11 protein-coding genes are annotated in these 14,141 nt (G+C 74.8%); 7 read left to right on the forward strand and 4 right to left on the reverse strand.

The window, feature by feature from the left end:
* The first annotated feature begins 363 nt into the window (after positions 1–363).
* The 6 genes from ABZ261_RS08155 to ABZ261_RS08180 all read left to right on the forward strand — a co-directional run bounded on the left by ABZ261_RS08155 (position 364) and on the right by ABZ261_RS08180 (position 8,059).
* Entirely contained in the window at positions 364–2,268 is a 1,905-nt protein-coding gene (locus ABZ261_RS08155; protein WP_356856699.1) for a YfjP family GTPase, read from the forward strand.
* A gap of 309 nt (positions 2,269–2,577) precedes the next feature.
* The gene (locus tag ABZ261_RS08160) at positions 2,578–3,066 is read left to right on the forward strand and encodes a single-stranded DNA-binding protein (RefSeq protein ID WP_356856544.1); all 489 of its coding nucleotides are present in this window, start codon (positions 2,578–2,580) and stop codon (positions 3,064–3,066) included.
* 386 nt (positions 3,067–3,452) lie between these two features.
* Positions 3,453–4,838: a Cys-Gln thioester bond-forming surface protein gene (locus ABZ261_RS08165; protein ID WP_356856701.1), complete on the forward strand. Its 1,386-nt coding sequence runs from the start codon at positions 3,453–3,455 to the stop codon at positions 4,836–4,838.
* A gap of 447 nt (positions 4,839–5,285) precedes the next feature.
* Positions 5,286–6,950: an energy-dependent translational throttle protein EttA gene (gene ettA, locus ABZ261_RS08170; protein ID WP_356856546.1), complete on the forward strand. Its 1,665-nt coding sequence runs from the start codon at positions 5,286–5,288 to the stop codon at positions 6,948–6,950.
* Between the two features lie 6 nt (positions 6,951–6,956).
* On the forward strand, positions 6,957–7,385 hold the full coding sequence (locus tag ABZ261_RS08175; protein ID WP_356856548.1) for a thioesterase family protein: 429 nt from the start codon (positions 6,957–6,959) through the stop codon (positions 7,383–7,385).
* Entirely contained in the window at positions 7,382–8,059 is a 678-nt protein-coding gene (locus ABZ261_RS08180) for a hypothetical protein (protein ID WP_356856550.1), read from the forward strand. The genes ABZ261_RS08175 and ABZ261_RS08180 overlap by 4 nt, the downstream gene beginning before the upstream one ends.
* A gap of 74 nt (positions 8,060–8,133) precedes the next feature.
* On the opposite strand, the gene ABZ261_RS08185 is transcribed toward ABZ261_RS08180, so the two are convergent.
* Positions 8,134–8,538: a globin gene (locus ABZ261_RS08185; RefSeq protein ID WP_356856552.1), complete on the reverse strand. Its 405-nt coding sequence runs from the start codon at positions 8,536–8,538 to the stop codon at positions 8,134–8,136.
* A 77-nt stretch (positions 8,539–8,615) separates the two neighbouring features.
* On the opposite strand from ABZ261_RS08185, the gene ABZ261_RS08190 reads away from it, so the two are divergent.
* The gene (locus ABZ261_RS08190) at positions 8,616–9,593 is read left to right on the forward strand and encodes a methyltransferase domain-containing protein (RefSeq protein WP_356856554.1); all 978 of its coding nucleotides are present in this window, start codon (positions 8,616–8,618) and stop codon (positions 9,591–9,593) included.
* 9 nt (positions 9,594–9,602) lie between these two features.
* Here the strand turns inward: ABZ261_RS08190 and ABZ261_RS08195 are convergent, their stop codons facing one another.
* The 3 genes from ABZ261_RS08195 to ABZ261_RS08205 all read right to left on the reverse strand — a co-directional run bounded on the left by ABZ261_RS08195 (position 9,603) and on the right by ABZ261_RS08205 (position 14,138).
* Positions 9,603–11,312 carry an FHA domain-containing protein gene (locus ABZ261_RS08195; RefSeq protein ID WP_356856556.1) on the reverse strand — a complete coding sequence of 570 codons (1,710 nt, stop codon included), beginning with the start codon at positions 11,310–11,312 and terminating at the stop codon, positions 9,603–9,605.
* 66 nt (positions 11,313–11,378) lie between these two features.
* Positions 11,379–12,716: a VWA domain-containing protein gene (locus ABZ261_RS08200; protein WP_356856558.1), complete on the reverse strand. Its 1,338-nt coding sequence runs from the start codon at positions 12,714–12,716 to the stop codon at positions 11,379–11,381.
* Between the two features lie 99 nt (positions 12,717–12,815).
* Positions 12,816–14,138: a PP2C family serine/threonine-protein phosphatase gene (locus ABZ261_RS08205; protein ID WP_356856560.1), complete on the reverse strand. Its 1,323-nt coding sequence runs from the start codon at positions 14,136–14,138 to the stop codon at positions 12,816–12,818.
* Positions 14,139–14,141: the final 3 nt, after the last annotated feature.

Below are 14,141 nucleotides of genomic sequence, written 5' to 3' on the forward strand. Positions count from 1 at the left end.
GAGGGCGGCGCCACGACCGAGGCCGAGGCCCAGCGCGGGGACGAGGGAGACGGCGCGGTCGGAGCACGGCACGCGCGCGTGGAGGAGGAGGGGAAGGACCGCGCCCGGCCCCCGCGCGTCGAGGACGGGAGCGCGGACCGCGACCGGCCTCCGCTAGCCGATGACGGAACGGCCCGCCGGGATTGGCCCGTACGGGTGAAAGACGAAAAAGAGAAGAAGGACGACGAGGAACACAGGAACGGTGAGGAACGGGAAGGCCCCGCCCGCGTGAACGGCACGTACTCCGCGCGAGCCGACAGCGAAGACCCCGCGCGTGGCAACGGCAGAGATCCCGCGCGCGGCAACGGCGAAGACCCCGCGCGCGTGAACGGCAGGGAATCCGCCCGCGAGCGGCCCGCGCGCGGGCCCGGCTCCGGGGAGGCCGTCACCGTCCCCCGACCCCACTCCCACCCGGCGAAGCCCCGCCCGGCAGCCGGGACCGCGGCCGGCCCGGCTCCCGCGCCCAAGCCCGCCCCCGAGGCCGGCACGGCAGCCGACGCGGAGGCGAAGGAGACCTGGGACGACGGGCTCATCGCCCGGCGTGTCACCGAGGCCACGGCCGCGGTTCTCGCCGCCGAACGCGCGTCCGCTCTGGAGACCCCGCACCGCGGCCCGGGCAGCCCGCCCCCGGCTCCGCTGGCGTACGACGGCTCGCTGCGCTCCCGCCTGGACGCCCTGCGCGAACTGGTGGGCCTCTCCCGCACCCGCCTCGACAGCCACACCCTCGCCGAGGCGGGCCGGGTGCTGGACGAGGCCGCCGCCCGCCGCAAGCTGTCCGGCCGGCACACGGTCGTCGCCCTCGCCGGGGCCACCGGCAGCGGCAAGTCGCAGCTGTTCAACGCCCTGGCCGGGGTGGCCATCTCGGAGACCGGCGTCAGGCGCCCGACCACGGCCGCGCCCATCGCGTGCAGCTGGAGCGACGGCGCTGCGGGGCTCATCGATCGGCTGGGCATCCCGGGCCGGCTGCGCCGCCGTCCGCTGCACAATCCGGAGAGCGAGGCGCAGCTGCGCGGACTGGTCCTCATCGACCTGCCCGACCACGACTCCGCGGCCGTGCAGCACCGCGAACAGGTCGACCGGATCCTGAAGCTGGTGGACGCGGTCATCTGGGTGGTCGATCCCGAGAAGTACGCGGACGCCGTCCTGCACGAGCGCTATCTGCGGCCGATGGCAGGTCACGCGGAGATCATGTTCATCGTCCTCAACCAGGTGGACCGGCTGCCCGGGGACGCCGCCGACCAGGTCCTGGACGACCTGCGGCGGCTGCTGGACGAGGACGGCATCGCGCTCGGCGAGTACGAGGAGCCGGGCGCCACCGTGCTCGCGCTGTCCGCGCTGACCGGCGAGGGCGTCGACGATCTGCGCGAGGCGCTCGGCCAGTTCGTGGCGGAGCGCGGGGCGGCGGCCCGCCGCGTGGCGGCCGACGTGGACGCCGCGGCGGCCGAGCTGCGGCCCGTCTACGCCACCGGCCGCCGGGTCGGGCTCACCGAGGAGGCGCGCGAGGAGTTCGCCGCGCGGCTCGCGGACGCGGTGGGCGCGACGGCGGCGGGCGAGGCGGCCGAGCGGGCCTGGCTGCGCAACGCCAACCGGGCCTGCGGCACGCCCTGGCTGCGGCTGTGGCGCTGGTACCAGGGCCGTGGCGAGTCCACGACGGGCCGTATCGCGGTGCGCACCCAGGCGGACGAGGAGGCCACGGCCCGCCAGCGTGTGGAGCACGCGGTCCGCACGGTCTCGGAGCGGGCGTCGGCGGGGCTGCCCGCGCCCTGGGCGCAGGCGGTGCGCGAGGCGGCCGTGCGCGGTTCGCAGGGGTTGTCGGAGGCGCTGGACGACCTGGTGGCGCGGACCGGGCTCCCGCCGGGGCGGCCGCCGCGGCCGGGCTGGTGGCCGGTGGCCGTGCTGGTGCAGGCGGCGATGACGCTGGTGCAGATCCTGGGCGGACTGTGGCTGTCGGGTCAGATCGTCGGCGTCATGGCTCCCAACCTGGGTGTCCCGGTGGTGCTGATGGTCTGCGGGATCGTCGGCGGGCCGCTGGTGGAGTGGGGCTGCCGCATGGCGGCCCGGGGGCCCGCGAGACGCTACGGCCAGGAGGCGGAACGGCGGCTGCGGGAGGCGGCGGCGAGCTGCGGCCGGGCCCGGGTGCTCGATCCGGTGGCGGCCGAGCTGCTGCGGTACCGGGAGGTCCGGGAGCAGTACGCGAGGGTCGTGCGGACCGGCTCCGGGGTGGGGTGAGAGCGGGCCGGCGGGGGCGGACGAGGGCGCCGGTGACCTGCGGCCACTCGTCCGGGTGACGGAGTTCTCCACAGGGGGGTGGTCGTCCACAGCGCTCAGCGGGCCCGGCCCGGCGGAGGCAGTCTGACGTCACGGCGATCGCACGGCGGGTCCGGCCGCGGAAGCGGCGGGCCGGTTGCGGGCGGTCGGCGTGACGTGCGGGCGGGTGCGGCAGTCGTACGCGCCGGCACGGCAGACGCAGCCGTACGGGAGGGGCCCGTACGCACGTCCGCCCGGCCGTGAGGGACGGGCGGGGAGGGGAGCGAGGGCATGAACGAGACCATCGTGTGCGTGGTGGGCAACGTGGCGACCCGGCCGGCGTACCGCGAGCTGGCGGCGGGCCCGTCGGCGCGGTTCCGGCTGGCGGTGACCGCGCGCTACTGGGACCGGGAGAAGAGCACCTGGACGGACGGGCACACCAACTTCTTCACGGTGTGGGCCAACCGGCAGCTCGCGGCGAACGTGGCCGCCTGCGTGGAGGTGGGCCAGCCGCTGATCGTGCAGGGCCGGCTGAAGGTGCGCACGGACCTCCGCGAGGGCCAGCAGCAGCGGGCGTCCGCCGACATCGACGCGGTGGCGATCGGCCACGACCTGTCCCGTGGCACGGCGCTGTTCCACCGTGCGGGCAAACCGGAGGCGCCGCCGACGGCCAACCGGCCGGAGCCGGACTGGGAGACCCCGCGGCCCGACGACGCACAGGACGGCGCGCGGGAGGGCGATCCGGGGCAACGGAAGCGGCAGGCGGTGGCGGTGACATGACGTCAGCCGTCAGCCGGTTGGCACCTCACCGCACCACGGCCACGGCCACAGCGGCCACGGCCGCGGCGGCTAGGACAGCGACGGCCTGCCGGTGATCCGTCCCGGAACCGTGTGCGCACCGCGCGACATCGCGCACGTACCGGTGGATTTGTCGATATGGCCAGGAGGCCAAGACCTCCGGCGATAACGATTACGGATCGGATCGGCCATCGGATGATCCGACCAGCAGGTGAGGCTCCGGCAGATTCATAGGATGCCGGACGTGCCCCTAGGGGCTGCCGATTCTGCTGGTGGGACCGTCCCCCACGTCCAACGGGTCCTGCTCGAAGGGGAATTCTGTGCTTGCTGCGCTCTCTGGGTTCTGCCGGTCCACCGGAACGGCCCGCCTGGCCGCCGCCGCGGCGGCGTGCGGTCTCGTGGCGGCCGGTGTGCTGTCCGGCGCGGGTACGGCCGTGGCCGAGGAGGCACCGCAGACCCAGGGCGGCGCGACGGCGACGATCAACGGCCTGAAGACCTACGGCGAGGCCGTGATCCACGAGGACGGCGGGGACCAGAAGGTCGCCGCGGGCCTGTTCGAGATGTCCGTGGACGGCGGCGGCACCCTGCAGACGTACTGCGTCGACCTCCACAACCCGACGCGGCCGGACGCCCGGTACCAGGAGACACCCTGGAGCGGCAGCTCGCTGGGCGCCAACAAGGACGCCGGCAGAATCCACTGGATCCTGCGGAACTCCTACCCCCAGGTCAACGACCTCGCGGCACTGGCGCGCAAGGCGGGCGCGGACGGGCTGACCGAGCAGGACGCGGCCGCCGGCACCCAGGTGGCCATCTGGCGCTACTCCGACGGGGCGGAGGTCGACGCCGTCGACCCCCAGGCCGAGAAGCTCGCCGACTACCTGGAGAAGAACGCCAGGAACGTCGCCGAGCCGCGGGCCTCGCTCACCCTGGACCCGCCCGTGGTGTCCGGCCGGCCGGGCGGGCTGCTGGGCCCGGTGACCGTGCACACCGACGCCGGCGCGGTCACGGTGTCCCCGCCGGCGGACGCGGCCACCAGCGGGGTGCGCGTCACCGACAGGGCCGGCCGGGCGGTCACGTCGGCGCGGGACGGCAGCACGCTGTACTTCGACGTGCCCGACGACACGACCGCGGACGCCCTCCGCGGTTCCGGCGGCACGGCGGGCACGGCCCGGCTGACCGTGCAGGCCTCCACGACCGTGCCGGTGGGCCGCGCCTTCGTCTCCGAGAGCCACAGCCAGACCCAGATACTGGCCGGGTCCAGCGAGTCCACGGTCTCGGCGAGCGCGACGGCCACCTGGGCGGCCGAGGGCGCCGTGCCGGCGGTGTCGGCCCGTGAGAACTGCGCCGCGGGCGGTGTGGACGTCATCGCCTCCAACCAGGGCGACGAGCCGTTCACCTTCACGCTGATGGGCGCCGAGCACACCGTCCCGGCGGGCGCCTCCCGCACGGTGACCGTGCCGCTCCAGGAGGACCAGGCCTACGACTTCACGGTCACCGGCCCCGACGGCCTCAGCCACCGTGTCACCGGCGTCCTGGACTGCCGGACCCGGGGCGCGATCACGACGGAGACCACCCAGCTGCGCAACGATCCCAGCCCCGCCACGGTGGGCGGCGTCGCCGCGGACACCACGGACCTGGCCGCGACCGGCGGCTCGGCGATGACCCCGCTGATCGCGGGCGTGGCCATCGGCCTGGTCGTGATCGGCGGCGCGGTGCTGGTGGTGCTCCGCCGCCGCGAGACGACGCACGACTGAGCGACGCTGGGCCCAGGAGCAGGAGAAGGAGCAGGAGCAGGAGCGCGAGCCCGCCCCGGAGCCACGGTCTCGGGGGTCCGCTGTGCGGCAGGACGCCGCCGGGGCCCGCGAAGCCCGGCGCCGCCGAGCCCGGCCCGCGCGGCCGCTCCGGGCCGCCCCGGTCGGCTCCGCTCGCGCGCATCCCCCGGCGGCGCCGGCCGGGCCGCCGCACGCCGGGTCGGCCGGCCCGGTGCCGCCCGCCGGCTCCCCGACGGGCCCCGGCCGCCCGCCGATGCCCCGGGCCAGCGGCCGACGGTGATCCGCAGTGACCGTTGGCCCGCCGCTGACGGCCGCGGGAGGGCCAGGTCGGGGCGCCTTCGCCGGACGGGTTACCACCCAGGTGTGGCCGTACGGCAAGATGGGGTGTATCTGCCCACTGCCTGATTTCAAGCTGCCGGACGGTTTCTCTTGGCTGAGTTCATTTACACCATGCGCAAGGCGCGCAAGGCGCACGGCGACAAGGTGATCCTCGATGACGTCACCCTGAACTTCCTGCCGGGGGCGAAGATCGGCGTCGTCGGCCCGAACGGTGCCGGTAAGTCGACCGTGCTGAAGATCATGGCGGGGATCGAGCAGCCGTCGAACGGCGACGCGTTCCTGTCGCCCGGCTACAGCGTCGGCATCCTGCTGCAGGAGCCCCCGCTGAACGAGGACAAGACCGTCCTGGAGAACGTCCAGGAGGGTGTCGCCGAGATCAAGGGCAAGCTCGACCGGTTCAACGAGATCGCCGAGCTGATGGCGACCGACTACTCCGACGCGCTGCTCGACGAGATGGGCAAGCTGCAGGAGGAGCTGGACCACGCCAACGCCTGGGACCTCGACGCCCAGCTGGAGCAGGCCATGGACGCCCTGGGCTGCCCGCCCGGCGACTGGCCCGTCACCAACCTCTCCGGTGGTGAGAAGCGCCGCGTCGCGCTGTGCAAGCTGCTGCTGGAGCAGCCCGACCTGCTGCTGCTCGACGAGCCCACCAACCACCTCGACGCCGAGTCGGTGAACTGGCTGGAGCAGCACCTCGCCAAGTACCCGGGGACCGTCGTGGCCATCACCCACGACCGGTACTTCCTGGACAACGTCGCCGAGTGGATCCTCGAGCTCGACCGCGGCCGCGCCTACCCCTACCAGGGCAACTACTCCACCTACCTGGAGACCAAGGCCGCCCGTCTGAAGGTCGAGGGCCAGAAGGACGCCAAGCGGCAGAAGCGGCTCAAGGAAGAGCTGGAGTGGGTGCGGTCGAACGCCAAGGGGCGGCAGGCCAAGTCCAAGGCGCGTCTCGCTCGGTACGAGGAGATGGCCGCCGAGGCCGAGAAGATGCGGAAGCTGGACTTCGAGGAGATCCAGATCCCGCCGGGCCCGCGCCTGGGCAACGTCGTGGTCGAGGTCAACGACCTGCACAAGGCCTTCGGGGACAAGGTGCTGGTCGACGGGCTGTCGTTCACGCTGCCGCGCAACGGCATCGTCGGCGTCATCGGCCCGAACGGCGCCGGCAAGACCACGCTGTTCAAGATGATCCAGGGGCTGGAGACCCCGGACTCCGGTGACATCAAGGTCGGCGACACCGTCAAGATCTCCTACGTCGACCAGAGCCGCGAGAACATCGACCCGAAGAAGACGCTGTGGGAGGTCGTCTCCGACGGCCTCGACTACATCAACGTCGGGCAGGTCGAGATGCCGAGCCGGGCGTACGTGTCCGCCTTCGGTTTCAAGGGCCCGGACCAGCAGAAGCCGGCCGGTGTGCTCTCCGGCGGTGAGCGCAACCGCCTGAACCTGGCGCTCACCCTGAAGCAGGGCGGCAACCTGCTGCTGCTCGACGAGCCCACCAACGACCTCGACGTCGAGACCCTGTCCAGCCTGGAGAACGCCCTGCTGGACTTCCCCGGCTGCGCCGTCGTCGTCTCCCACGACCGGTGGTTCCTGGACCGCGTCGCCACGCACATCCTCGCCTACGAGGGCGAGTCGAAGTGGTTCTGGTTCGAGGGCAACTTCGAGTCGTACGAGAAGAACAAGGTCGAGCGGCTGGGTCCGGACGCCGCGCGTCCGCACCGCGCCACCTACAAGAAGCTGACCCGGGGCTGATCGGTCTTGCGCCACATCTACCGCTGCCCGCTGCGCTGGGCGGACATGGACGCGTACGGGCACGTCAACAACGTGGTGTTCCTCCGCTACCTGGAGGAGGCCCGTATCGACTTCCTGTTCCGCCCGGACAAGGACTTCAAGCAGGGGTCCGTGGTGGCGCGTCACGAGATCGACTACAAGCGGCAGCTCGTCCACCGGCACGAGCCGGTGGACGTCGAGCTGTGGGTCACCGAGATCAAGGCCGCGTCCTTCACCCTCGCCTACGAGGTGAAGGACGGCGATCTCGTGTACGTGCGGGCCTCGACGGTCATCGTCCCGTTCGACTTCGAGGCCCAGCGGCCGCGCCGGATCACCCCGGAGGAGCGCGAGTTCCTCCAGGAGTACACGGACGCGGCCGAGGGCGCCGGCGACGAGGGGGAGGCCGTCGCCGCATGACGGTGCTGCACCTGGCCGACGAGACGGAGGCCGCGGACCTCGCGGCCTTCCTCTCCCGGCTGCTCCACTACGACCGTGGAGCCGCGGTGCGTCTGCAGGCGGCCGGCACGGCCCTCGCCGTCTTCGGCCGGCCGCCGTCCTTCGAGGTGCTGGCGGTCCGCGCGGTGCGGCTGGCGAAGCCGTACGAGGACGGACTCGACGTCACCCTCGACGTCACCGTCTCCGCCGGTGAGCTGCTGGAGTCCGTGGACGAGCGGGCGGCCACCGCCGCCGTCCCGGCAGCCGTCACCGGACCGCCGTGGGCCGGGGTGCTGCCGCCGCGGGCGGGGTGGCGGGCCGAGCCCGGGCTGCCCGCGCCGGACGCGCTGCGGGCCACGGTGGCCGCCGCGGTGGCCGAGTTCCGCTCACGCACCGGGGAACTGGCGCCCGAGGGGCGTACCCGCGCCGAACTGGACCGGATCGGGCGGGACATCTGGTCCCGGCACGTCGGGGGGACCGGGCTGCCGGTGCGCGCGGTGCACGCGGCCCAGTCCCTCGGCTTCCTGCGGCCGGGCGCCGGGCCGGGGGACGCCGGCCTGTTCTCCTCGGGGGCGTGGCTGCGGCTGCGCACCCCGTACGGGTCCGTGGCCGTGCGGCGGTCGGGGCTCGGGTCCTTCGGGATCAGCGTGCGCTGAGCCGCCCGCGCCTCGCCCGCAGGGGCGCCGCGGGCCGTCCGGCCCTGCGGGACGCGGCACCCCCGGGGAGCGCGTCAGCCGGGAGTGTTCACCATCGACGCCGCCGCGTACGTCAGGTAGTTCCACAGGGTCCGCTCGTGCTCCTCGGACAGCCCCAGCTCGTCCACGGCCGCCCGCATGTGCTTCAGCCACGCGTCGTGCGCCGCCCGGTCCACCGTGAACGGGGCGTGCCGCATGCGCAGCCGGGGATGGCCGCGGTTCTCGCTGTACGTCGTGGGGCCGCCCCAGTACTGCATCAGGAACAGGGCCAGCCGCTCCTTTGCGGGGCCCAGGTCCTCCTCCGGGTACATCGGCCGCAGGAGGGGGTCCCCGGCGACTCCCTCGTAGAAACGGTGGACGAGCCGGCGGAAGGTCTCCTCCCCGCCGACCTGCTCGTAGAAGGTCTGCTCCTGAAGCGTGCCGCGCCGAATCTCATTCACCCGTCCATCGTCTCAGACCGGGTGACCCAGGACTGCGGACGTAGGACCGGCCCGCCCCGCGGCCCTACTGTGGAGCCATGGGCGCCTATGACACCTCGATCGAGGACCTCGCCGACGCGGCGCGGGCCGCGCTGGTGCGGGAGATCGACGCCGAGGGGGTGTGGGCGGCGGACCCGGTGTGGCGGGAGGCGTTCGCCGCGGTGCCCCGGCACCTGTTCGTGCCCTACTACTACGTGGCCGGACGCGGCGGCTACGAACGCCGCTGGGGCGAGAGCCCCGATCCGGTGGAACGCGAACGCTGGGTGCGCGGCGCCTACGCCGACGTGCCGCTGGCCACCCGGCTGCGCGACGGTGAACTGCTCTCCTCCAGCAGCCAGCCCTCGCTGATGGCCCGCATGCTGGTCGCCCTGCGCGTCGAGGACGGCCACCGGGTCCTGGAGGTGGGCGCCGGCACAGGGTACAACGCGGCCCTGCTCGCCCACCGCCTCGGCGACGACGGCCTCGTCACCACCGTCGACCTGGAGCCGGAGATCGCCGAGTCGGCCCGGCAGCACCTGGCGAAGGCCGGTTTCCACCCGGTCGTGGTCACCGGCGACGGGGCGCGCGGAGTGCCGGAGCGCGCCCCCTTCGACCGGATCGTCGCCACCTGCGAGCTGCCGACCGTCCCCCGTGCCTGGCTCGCCCAGTGCCGCCCCGGCGCCCGCGTCCTGGCGCCGCTGGCCACCGGTCTGCTCGCCCTCACCGTCCGGGACGCCGAGCACGCCGAGGGCCGCTTCCTGCCCACGGCCGCCTACTTCGTGCCGCTGCGCGGCGAGGGCCGGCCGGAACCCGGGGGCGTCTGCCTGGCCGGGCTGCCGCTCGGGGCCCACGAGCGGGAGTCGTTCCTCTTCCTGCCCGAGCTGACCCGGGGCGCCCTCGACCCGCGGGCGGCGTACGCGCTGTGGGAGCGCGAGGGCGCGCCCGCCCGCGAGCGGTACGGCGTCACGGTCGGCGGCGGGCGCACCTGGGCGTGGCTGGACGACCCGCAGGGGCCGTACGCGTGGCCCCTGCCCTGACCGCCGCCGTCAGCCCCGGCGGACGGTGATCGTCGTCCAGGCGCCCACGTGCACCCGGTCGCCGTCCTGCAGCGGGACCGGCACGAACGGCTGGATCGGTTCCTCCGACATGTTGACCGTGGTGCCGTTCGTCGAGTTCTGGTCGACGACCGCCCAGCCGCCGTCCGGCTGCTGCACCAGGACGGCGTGCTGGTGCGAGACGCCCGGGTCCTCCGGCGGCACCGACAGGTCGATGTCGGGGGTGTCGCCGGTGGAGTGCCGGCGGCGGCCGATGGTGATCTGGTCACCGGTGAGCGTGCGCTGCTGCTCGGGCGAGTACGCCGGCAGGTTCAGGCCCGCGGCCTCGGGGCCGGAGCGCTGCATCATCGCCATGAAGTACTCGCGGTCCGGGCCGATGGTCGCGGTCCAGGTGACGGGCCGCTGGGGCGCCTGCGGCGCCTGCGGGAAGCCGCCCGGTCCGGCCGGGGCCTGCCCGGCGCCGGGCTGCGGGTAGCCGTAGCCGCCGGCGCCCTGGCCCCGATCCGGTCCGGCCGGGTCGCTGGAGGACGGCGGGGGCAGCAGCCAGTCGTCGTCCCCGCCGGCCGGGGGCCGGCCGGTCTCCCGCGGGAACGCGGGCGGGGCCGACGCGCCGGACTGCTGGAACGCCTGCGGCGCGCCGCCGGGCCGGGAGGACTCCCGCCCGAACCCGGAGGGACCGCCGTGGCCCTGCCCCTGGTCCTGACGCGGACCGCCGCCGAACCCGGAGGGACCCTGACTCTGCCCCTGGCCGGGACCGCCGCCGAACCCGGACGGGCCGCCCTGCCCCCGGTCCTGATGCGGGCCGCCGCCGAACCCGGAGGGTCCACCGGGGCCCTGTCCCTGGCCCTGACCAGGGCCGTCGCCGAACCCGGACGGACCCGACGGGCCGCCGGAACCCTGGCCGGGACCGCCGCCGAACCCGGAGGGACCCTGACCCTGCCGCTGGCCGGGGCCACCGCCGAACCCGGAGGGTCCACCGGGGCCCTGACCCTGGCCCTGGCCGGGACCGCCGCCGAAGCCGGAGGGTCCACCGGGGCCCTGACCCTGGCCCTGGCCGGGGCCGCCGCCGAAGCCGGACGGGCCGCCCGTGCCGGGGCCCTGACTCTGGACCGGAACCGGGCCCTGGCCGCCGCGGTAGCCCTGGGGCGGGCCGGACGGGCGCCGGTCGCCGCCGAAGCCGGACGGGCCGGACGGGCCGGAGGACGTCGGCGGGCCGGACGGGGCGCGCTCGGTGTTGAACGGCGTCGGACCCGACGGCTCGCTATGGAAGGACGGGATCGGCTCGGCGGGCCGGTTCACCCGCGAGGGCCGCGAGCCCTGGTACTCGTACCCGTCACCGCCGCCGTACGTCGCGCTCGGCGGCTGGAACCGCGGCTGCGGCGAAGACGGCGCGGCCGGGGTGTACGAGGTCGCCGTGTTGGTGAGGAAGTTCCACCGGCACTCCTCGCAGAACGGCGCGGCGCCCTCGCGGGGCGTACGGCACTGCGGGCACAGATCCGGCTCCGGGGCCGGTTGGGGGGCGGTGTGCCGGCGTCCGGCGCCGGCCGGGCCGCCGGGGCCGTCACCGCCGGCGGGCGGCGGGAAGCCGTACCCGCCGCCGGCCGGCGGCGGGGGCGGAGGCACGGCACCGGCCATGCGGTGACCGCAGACCTCGCACCAGTCGTCGGAACCCGACTGGTGTCCGTTCGGGCAGGTCGGCATGTCGGTGCTTCCCCTTCTCCTGAGGGTCCGTCCGGATCGCGCGGGTCGCGGCGATCGCTTCCGGGGTCACTTCTTCACTCGAACAGTCTTGGTGGACCGGGTCTCCAGAGTCATCTCGTCCGCCTCTGCGACCTTCGTCTTCAACCGCACAGTACCTGTCGCGGCGTCGACCACGTCCACCACCTTCGCAAGCAGTTTCGCAGTATCCGCGTTCCCCGAGGCGTTGGCGAGCTGAACCGCGCGCCCCAGTCTGGCCGTTGCTCCATCGATATCGCCCGCTTTGCGAAGGTCGAGCCCTTTCTGGATGGCCTGTGCCAGTTCGGCCTGCCCGGTGTAGTGGGCGACCCGGGGATCGATCGAGGTCGAGGTCGCCAAGTCGTCCGTCCACACGGCCCGTACCAGGCCCTGCCCGCCGAGGCTCCGCACCGACCGGTCCGGTTGCGGGACGACCGGCGAGATCCGTGCGGCGAGCATCTCCTGGCCGATCCCGGCCGGCGGGACCTGGACGCACAGGTGGTAGTCGCGGGACTCGTCGCCCCAGGAGCCGGTCGGGTAGTCCCCGACGCGCGGCCCGGCCTCGGTGCGCCGGGCGGTCAAGTCCTCGACGGTGGGCGCGACCTGCTTGAGGAAGCGGACGGCCGCGCCGACCGGCGTCCACACCCTGAGGGCGACGCCGGCGACCTCCTTGCCCATCGCCGTCTCCATCATGCGCGTGAAGTCGGCGGCCAGGCCGGCCGGGTCGGCGACGATGTCGGCGGTGCCGAGCAGCGCGGAGGCGATCCCTGTGACTTCTTTCACTTCCCAGTCGGTGCCCACACCCCGCGCGTCGCAGGTGAAGCGTCCGGCGCACGCCTCCAGCGTGGCCTGGAGGTCCTGCGGGGACTCGTGCTCGTTGCGGCCGTCGGTGAGCAGGATGCCGTGCCGGATCGTGACGTCCGCCGCGGACAGCAGCCGGTCGGCGAGCCGCAGCCAGGTGCCGATGGCCGTGCCGCCGCCCGCGCTCAGCCGGCGCAGCGCCTGCTTGGCCTGCCCGCGGGTGACGGCGTCGGCGACCGCGAGCCGCCCGCCGCCGGGGTAGACCTCCTGGGCCACGTGGGTGCCGCCGATCACCGCGAAACGGGTGCCGTCGCGCAGGGCGTCCACCGCGGCGGCCGTGGCCTCGCGGGCGTTGCGCATCTTGGCCGGCGGGTACTCCATGGAGCCCGAGCAGTCGACCATGAGCGCCACGGCGGCGGACGGCCCCTGCCCGGGCGCCGGTGCGGCGACGGCGCCGCCGAGGGCGCCGCCCCCGGTCGCCGTCACCGTGACGATGGCGTTGACCTCGCCGGCGCCCTCGGGCAGGTGCTCGTTCTGGTAGACGTCCACCGAGAACCGCGGCACGTTCGGCTTCACGAAATCGGCCATACTGGCTCACATCCCCCTCGGCCGCCCCGCGGCGCGAGGCGGCGCATGCGGACGGACCGGTCCCCTCCGGCCCGCCGAGGCCCCCCGTCGCGTACGGCCTCAGGCCGATCCTGCCCCCTGGGGCGGCGCGGGGAACGGCAGGACCGCCACTGTTACGTTGTCGTGGCCGCCGCCGTCCAGCGCGTGACCGACCAGCACCCGGGCGCAGTGCAGCGTGCGGACCGCCGCGTCCGGGGTGACGAGCTCGGCCATCTCCTCGGCCGTCTCGGCGTAGTTCCACAGTCCGTCGGTGCACACCACCACGGTGCCGGGCCGGTCCGGCTCGAAGGACGCGGTGTGCGGCTCCAGTTCGTAGGCGTCCGCGCCGAGCCAGCCGGTGATCGCGTGCGCGCGCTCGTCGGCGTACGCCTCGGCCTCGCTCATCAGGCCGGCGGCGACCATCTGCGCGGCCCAGGAGTCGTCCTCGGTCAGCCGGGCGGGCGGGGCGCCGCGGTCGTCGGGCACCCAGTAGACGCGGCTGTCGCCGACCCAGCCGACGACCAGCAGCCCGGAGGTGACCACCGCGCCGACGATCGTGCAGGCCGGCGCGTTCTGATGCGGGGAGTGCTCGCGGGCCGTGGCGGGCTCCTCGGCGAGCGCGTCCACGGCACGGGCCGCGGCGACGATCGCCTCGTGCATCGCCTGCTGCGGGTGGGCGCCGCGCGGCAGGGCGGCCAGCAGCGTGTCACCGGCCGCCCGGGAGGCGGCCAGGGAGGCGTCGTCGGGCCGGGTCGCGGAGGACACGCCGTCGCAGACGACCGCCAGCGCCACCGGGCTGCCGTCCGGCAGCGCGGTGTGGCCGACGGCGAAGGCGTCCTCGTTGCGGTGGTGGCGCAGCCCGCGGTCGCTGACCGCGGCGACCGGTCCCGACTCCCGCTCCACGTGGTCGCGTTCGCGGGGCTGGGCGTGCCCGCAGTTCTCGCAGTAGCCGTCGCCGTCCACCCGGCCCGCCCGGCAGGCCACGCACACCTGCGCCGGATCGGGCGGTGCGGCGGCGCCGGCGGCCAGGCGCGGGTCCGGCGCCTGCAGCGGGTACTCGTCGGGCTCCTGCGGCCGGTCGAAGCGCACGCCGGAACCGGCGGGCTGCTCGGCGCCGTGCTCGTGCCCGGTCAGCGGTCTGCCGCCCGAGTCGGTGCCGGGCAGGTCGGCCGGCAGGTGCGCCTCCGGCGGGGCGCCGGAGCCGGCCGGCTCGGGGGCGGGCCAGGCCACGTCCTCCCCGGGCGGGGCGGAGCCGGTCATGGTGAGGGTCGGATGGTCCTGCGGCGGGGCGGACACCACCGAAAGGTCGTATCCGCACGCACCGCAGTACCGGTCACCCGACTCGACGGGCTCCGCGCAGCTCGGGCACTGGGACAGTGCGGCCTGCTGGGGCATCTGCGACATCGG

Origin of the sequence: Streptomyces sp. NPDC006193, assembly GCF_040613915.1 — a bacterium.
Classification (GTDB): Bacteria; Actinomycetota; Actinomycetes; order Streptomycetales; family Streptomycetaceae; genus Streptomyces.

What these genes read in the sequence shown, in the direction of transcription:
- ABZ261_RS08160 (WP_356856544.1), top strand. Translation starts at nt 2,578, where the DNA reads ATGAACGAGACCATCGTGTGCGTGGTGGGCAACGTGGCGACCCGGCCG.
- ABZ261_RS08180 (WP_356856550.1), top strand. Translation starts at nt 7,382, where the DNA reads ATGACGGTGCTGCACCTGGCCGACGAGACGGAGGCCGCGGACCTCGCG.
- ABZ261_RS08205 (WP_356856560.1), bottom strand. Translation starts at nt 14,138, where the DNA reads ATGTCGCAGATGCCCCAGCAGGCCGCACTGTCCCAGTGCCCGAGCTGC.
- ABZ261_RS08200 (WP_356856558.1), bottom strand. Translation starts at nt 12,716, where the DNA reads ATGGCCGATTTCGTGAAGCCGAACGTGCCGCGGTTCTCGGTGGACGTC.
- ABZ261_RS08190 (WP_356856554.1), top strand. Translation starts at nt 8,616, where the DNA reads ATGGGCGCCTATGACACCTCGATCGAGGACCTCGCCGACGCGGCGCGG.
- ABZ261_RS08195 (WP_356856556.1), bottom strand. Translation starts at nt 11,312, where the DNA reads ATGCCGACCTGCCCGAACGGACACCAGTCGGGTTCCGACGACTGGTGC.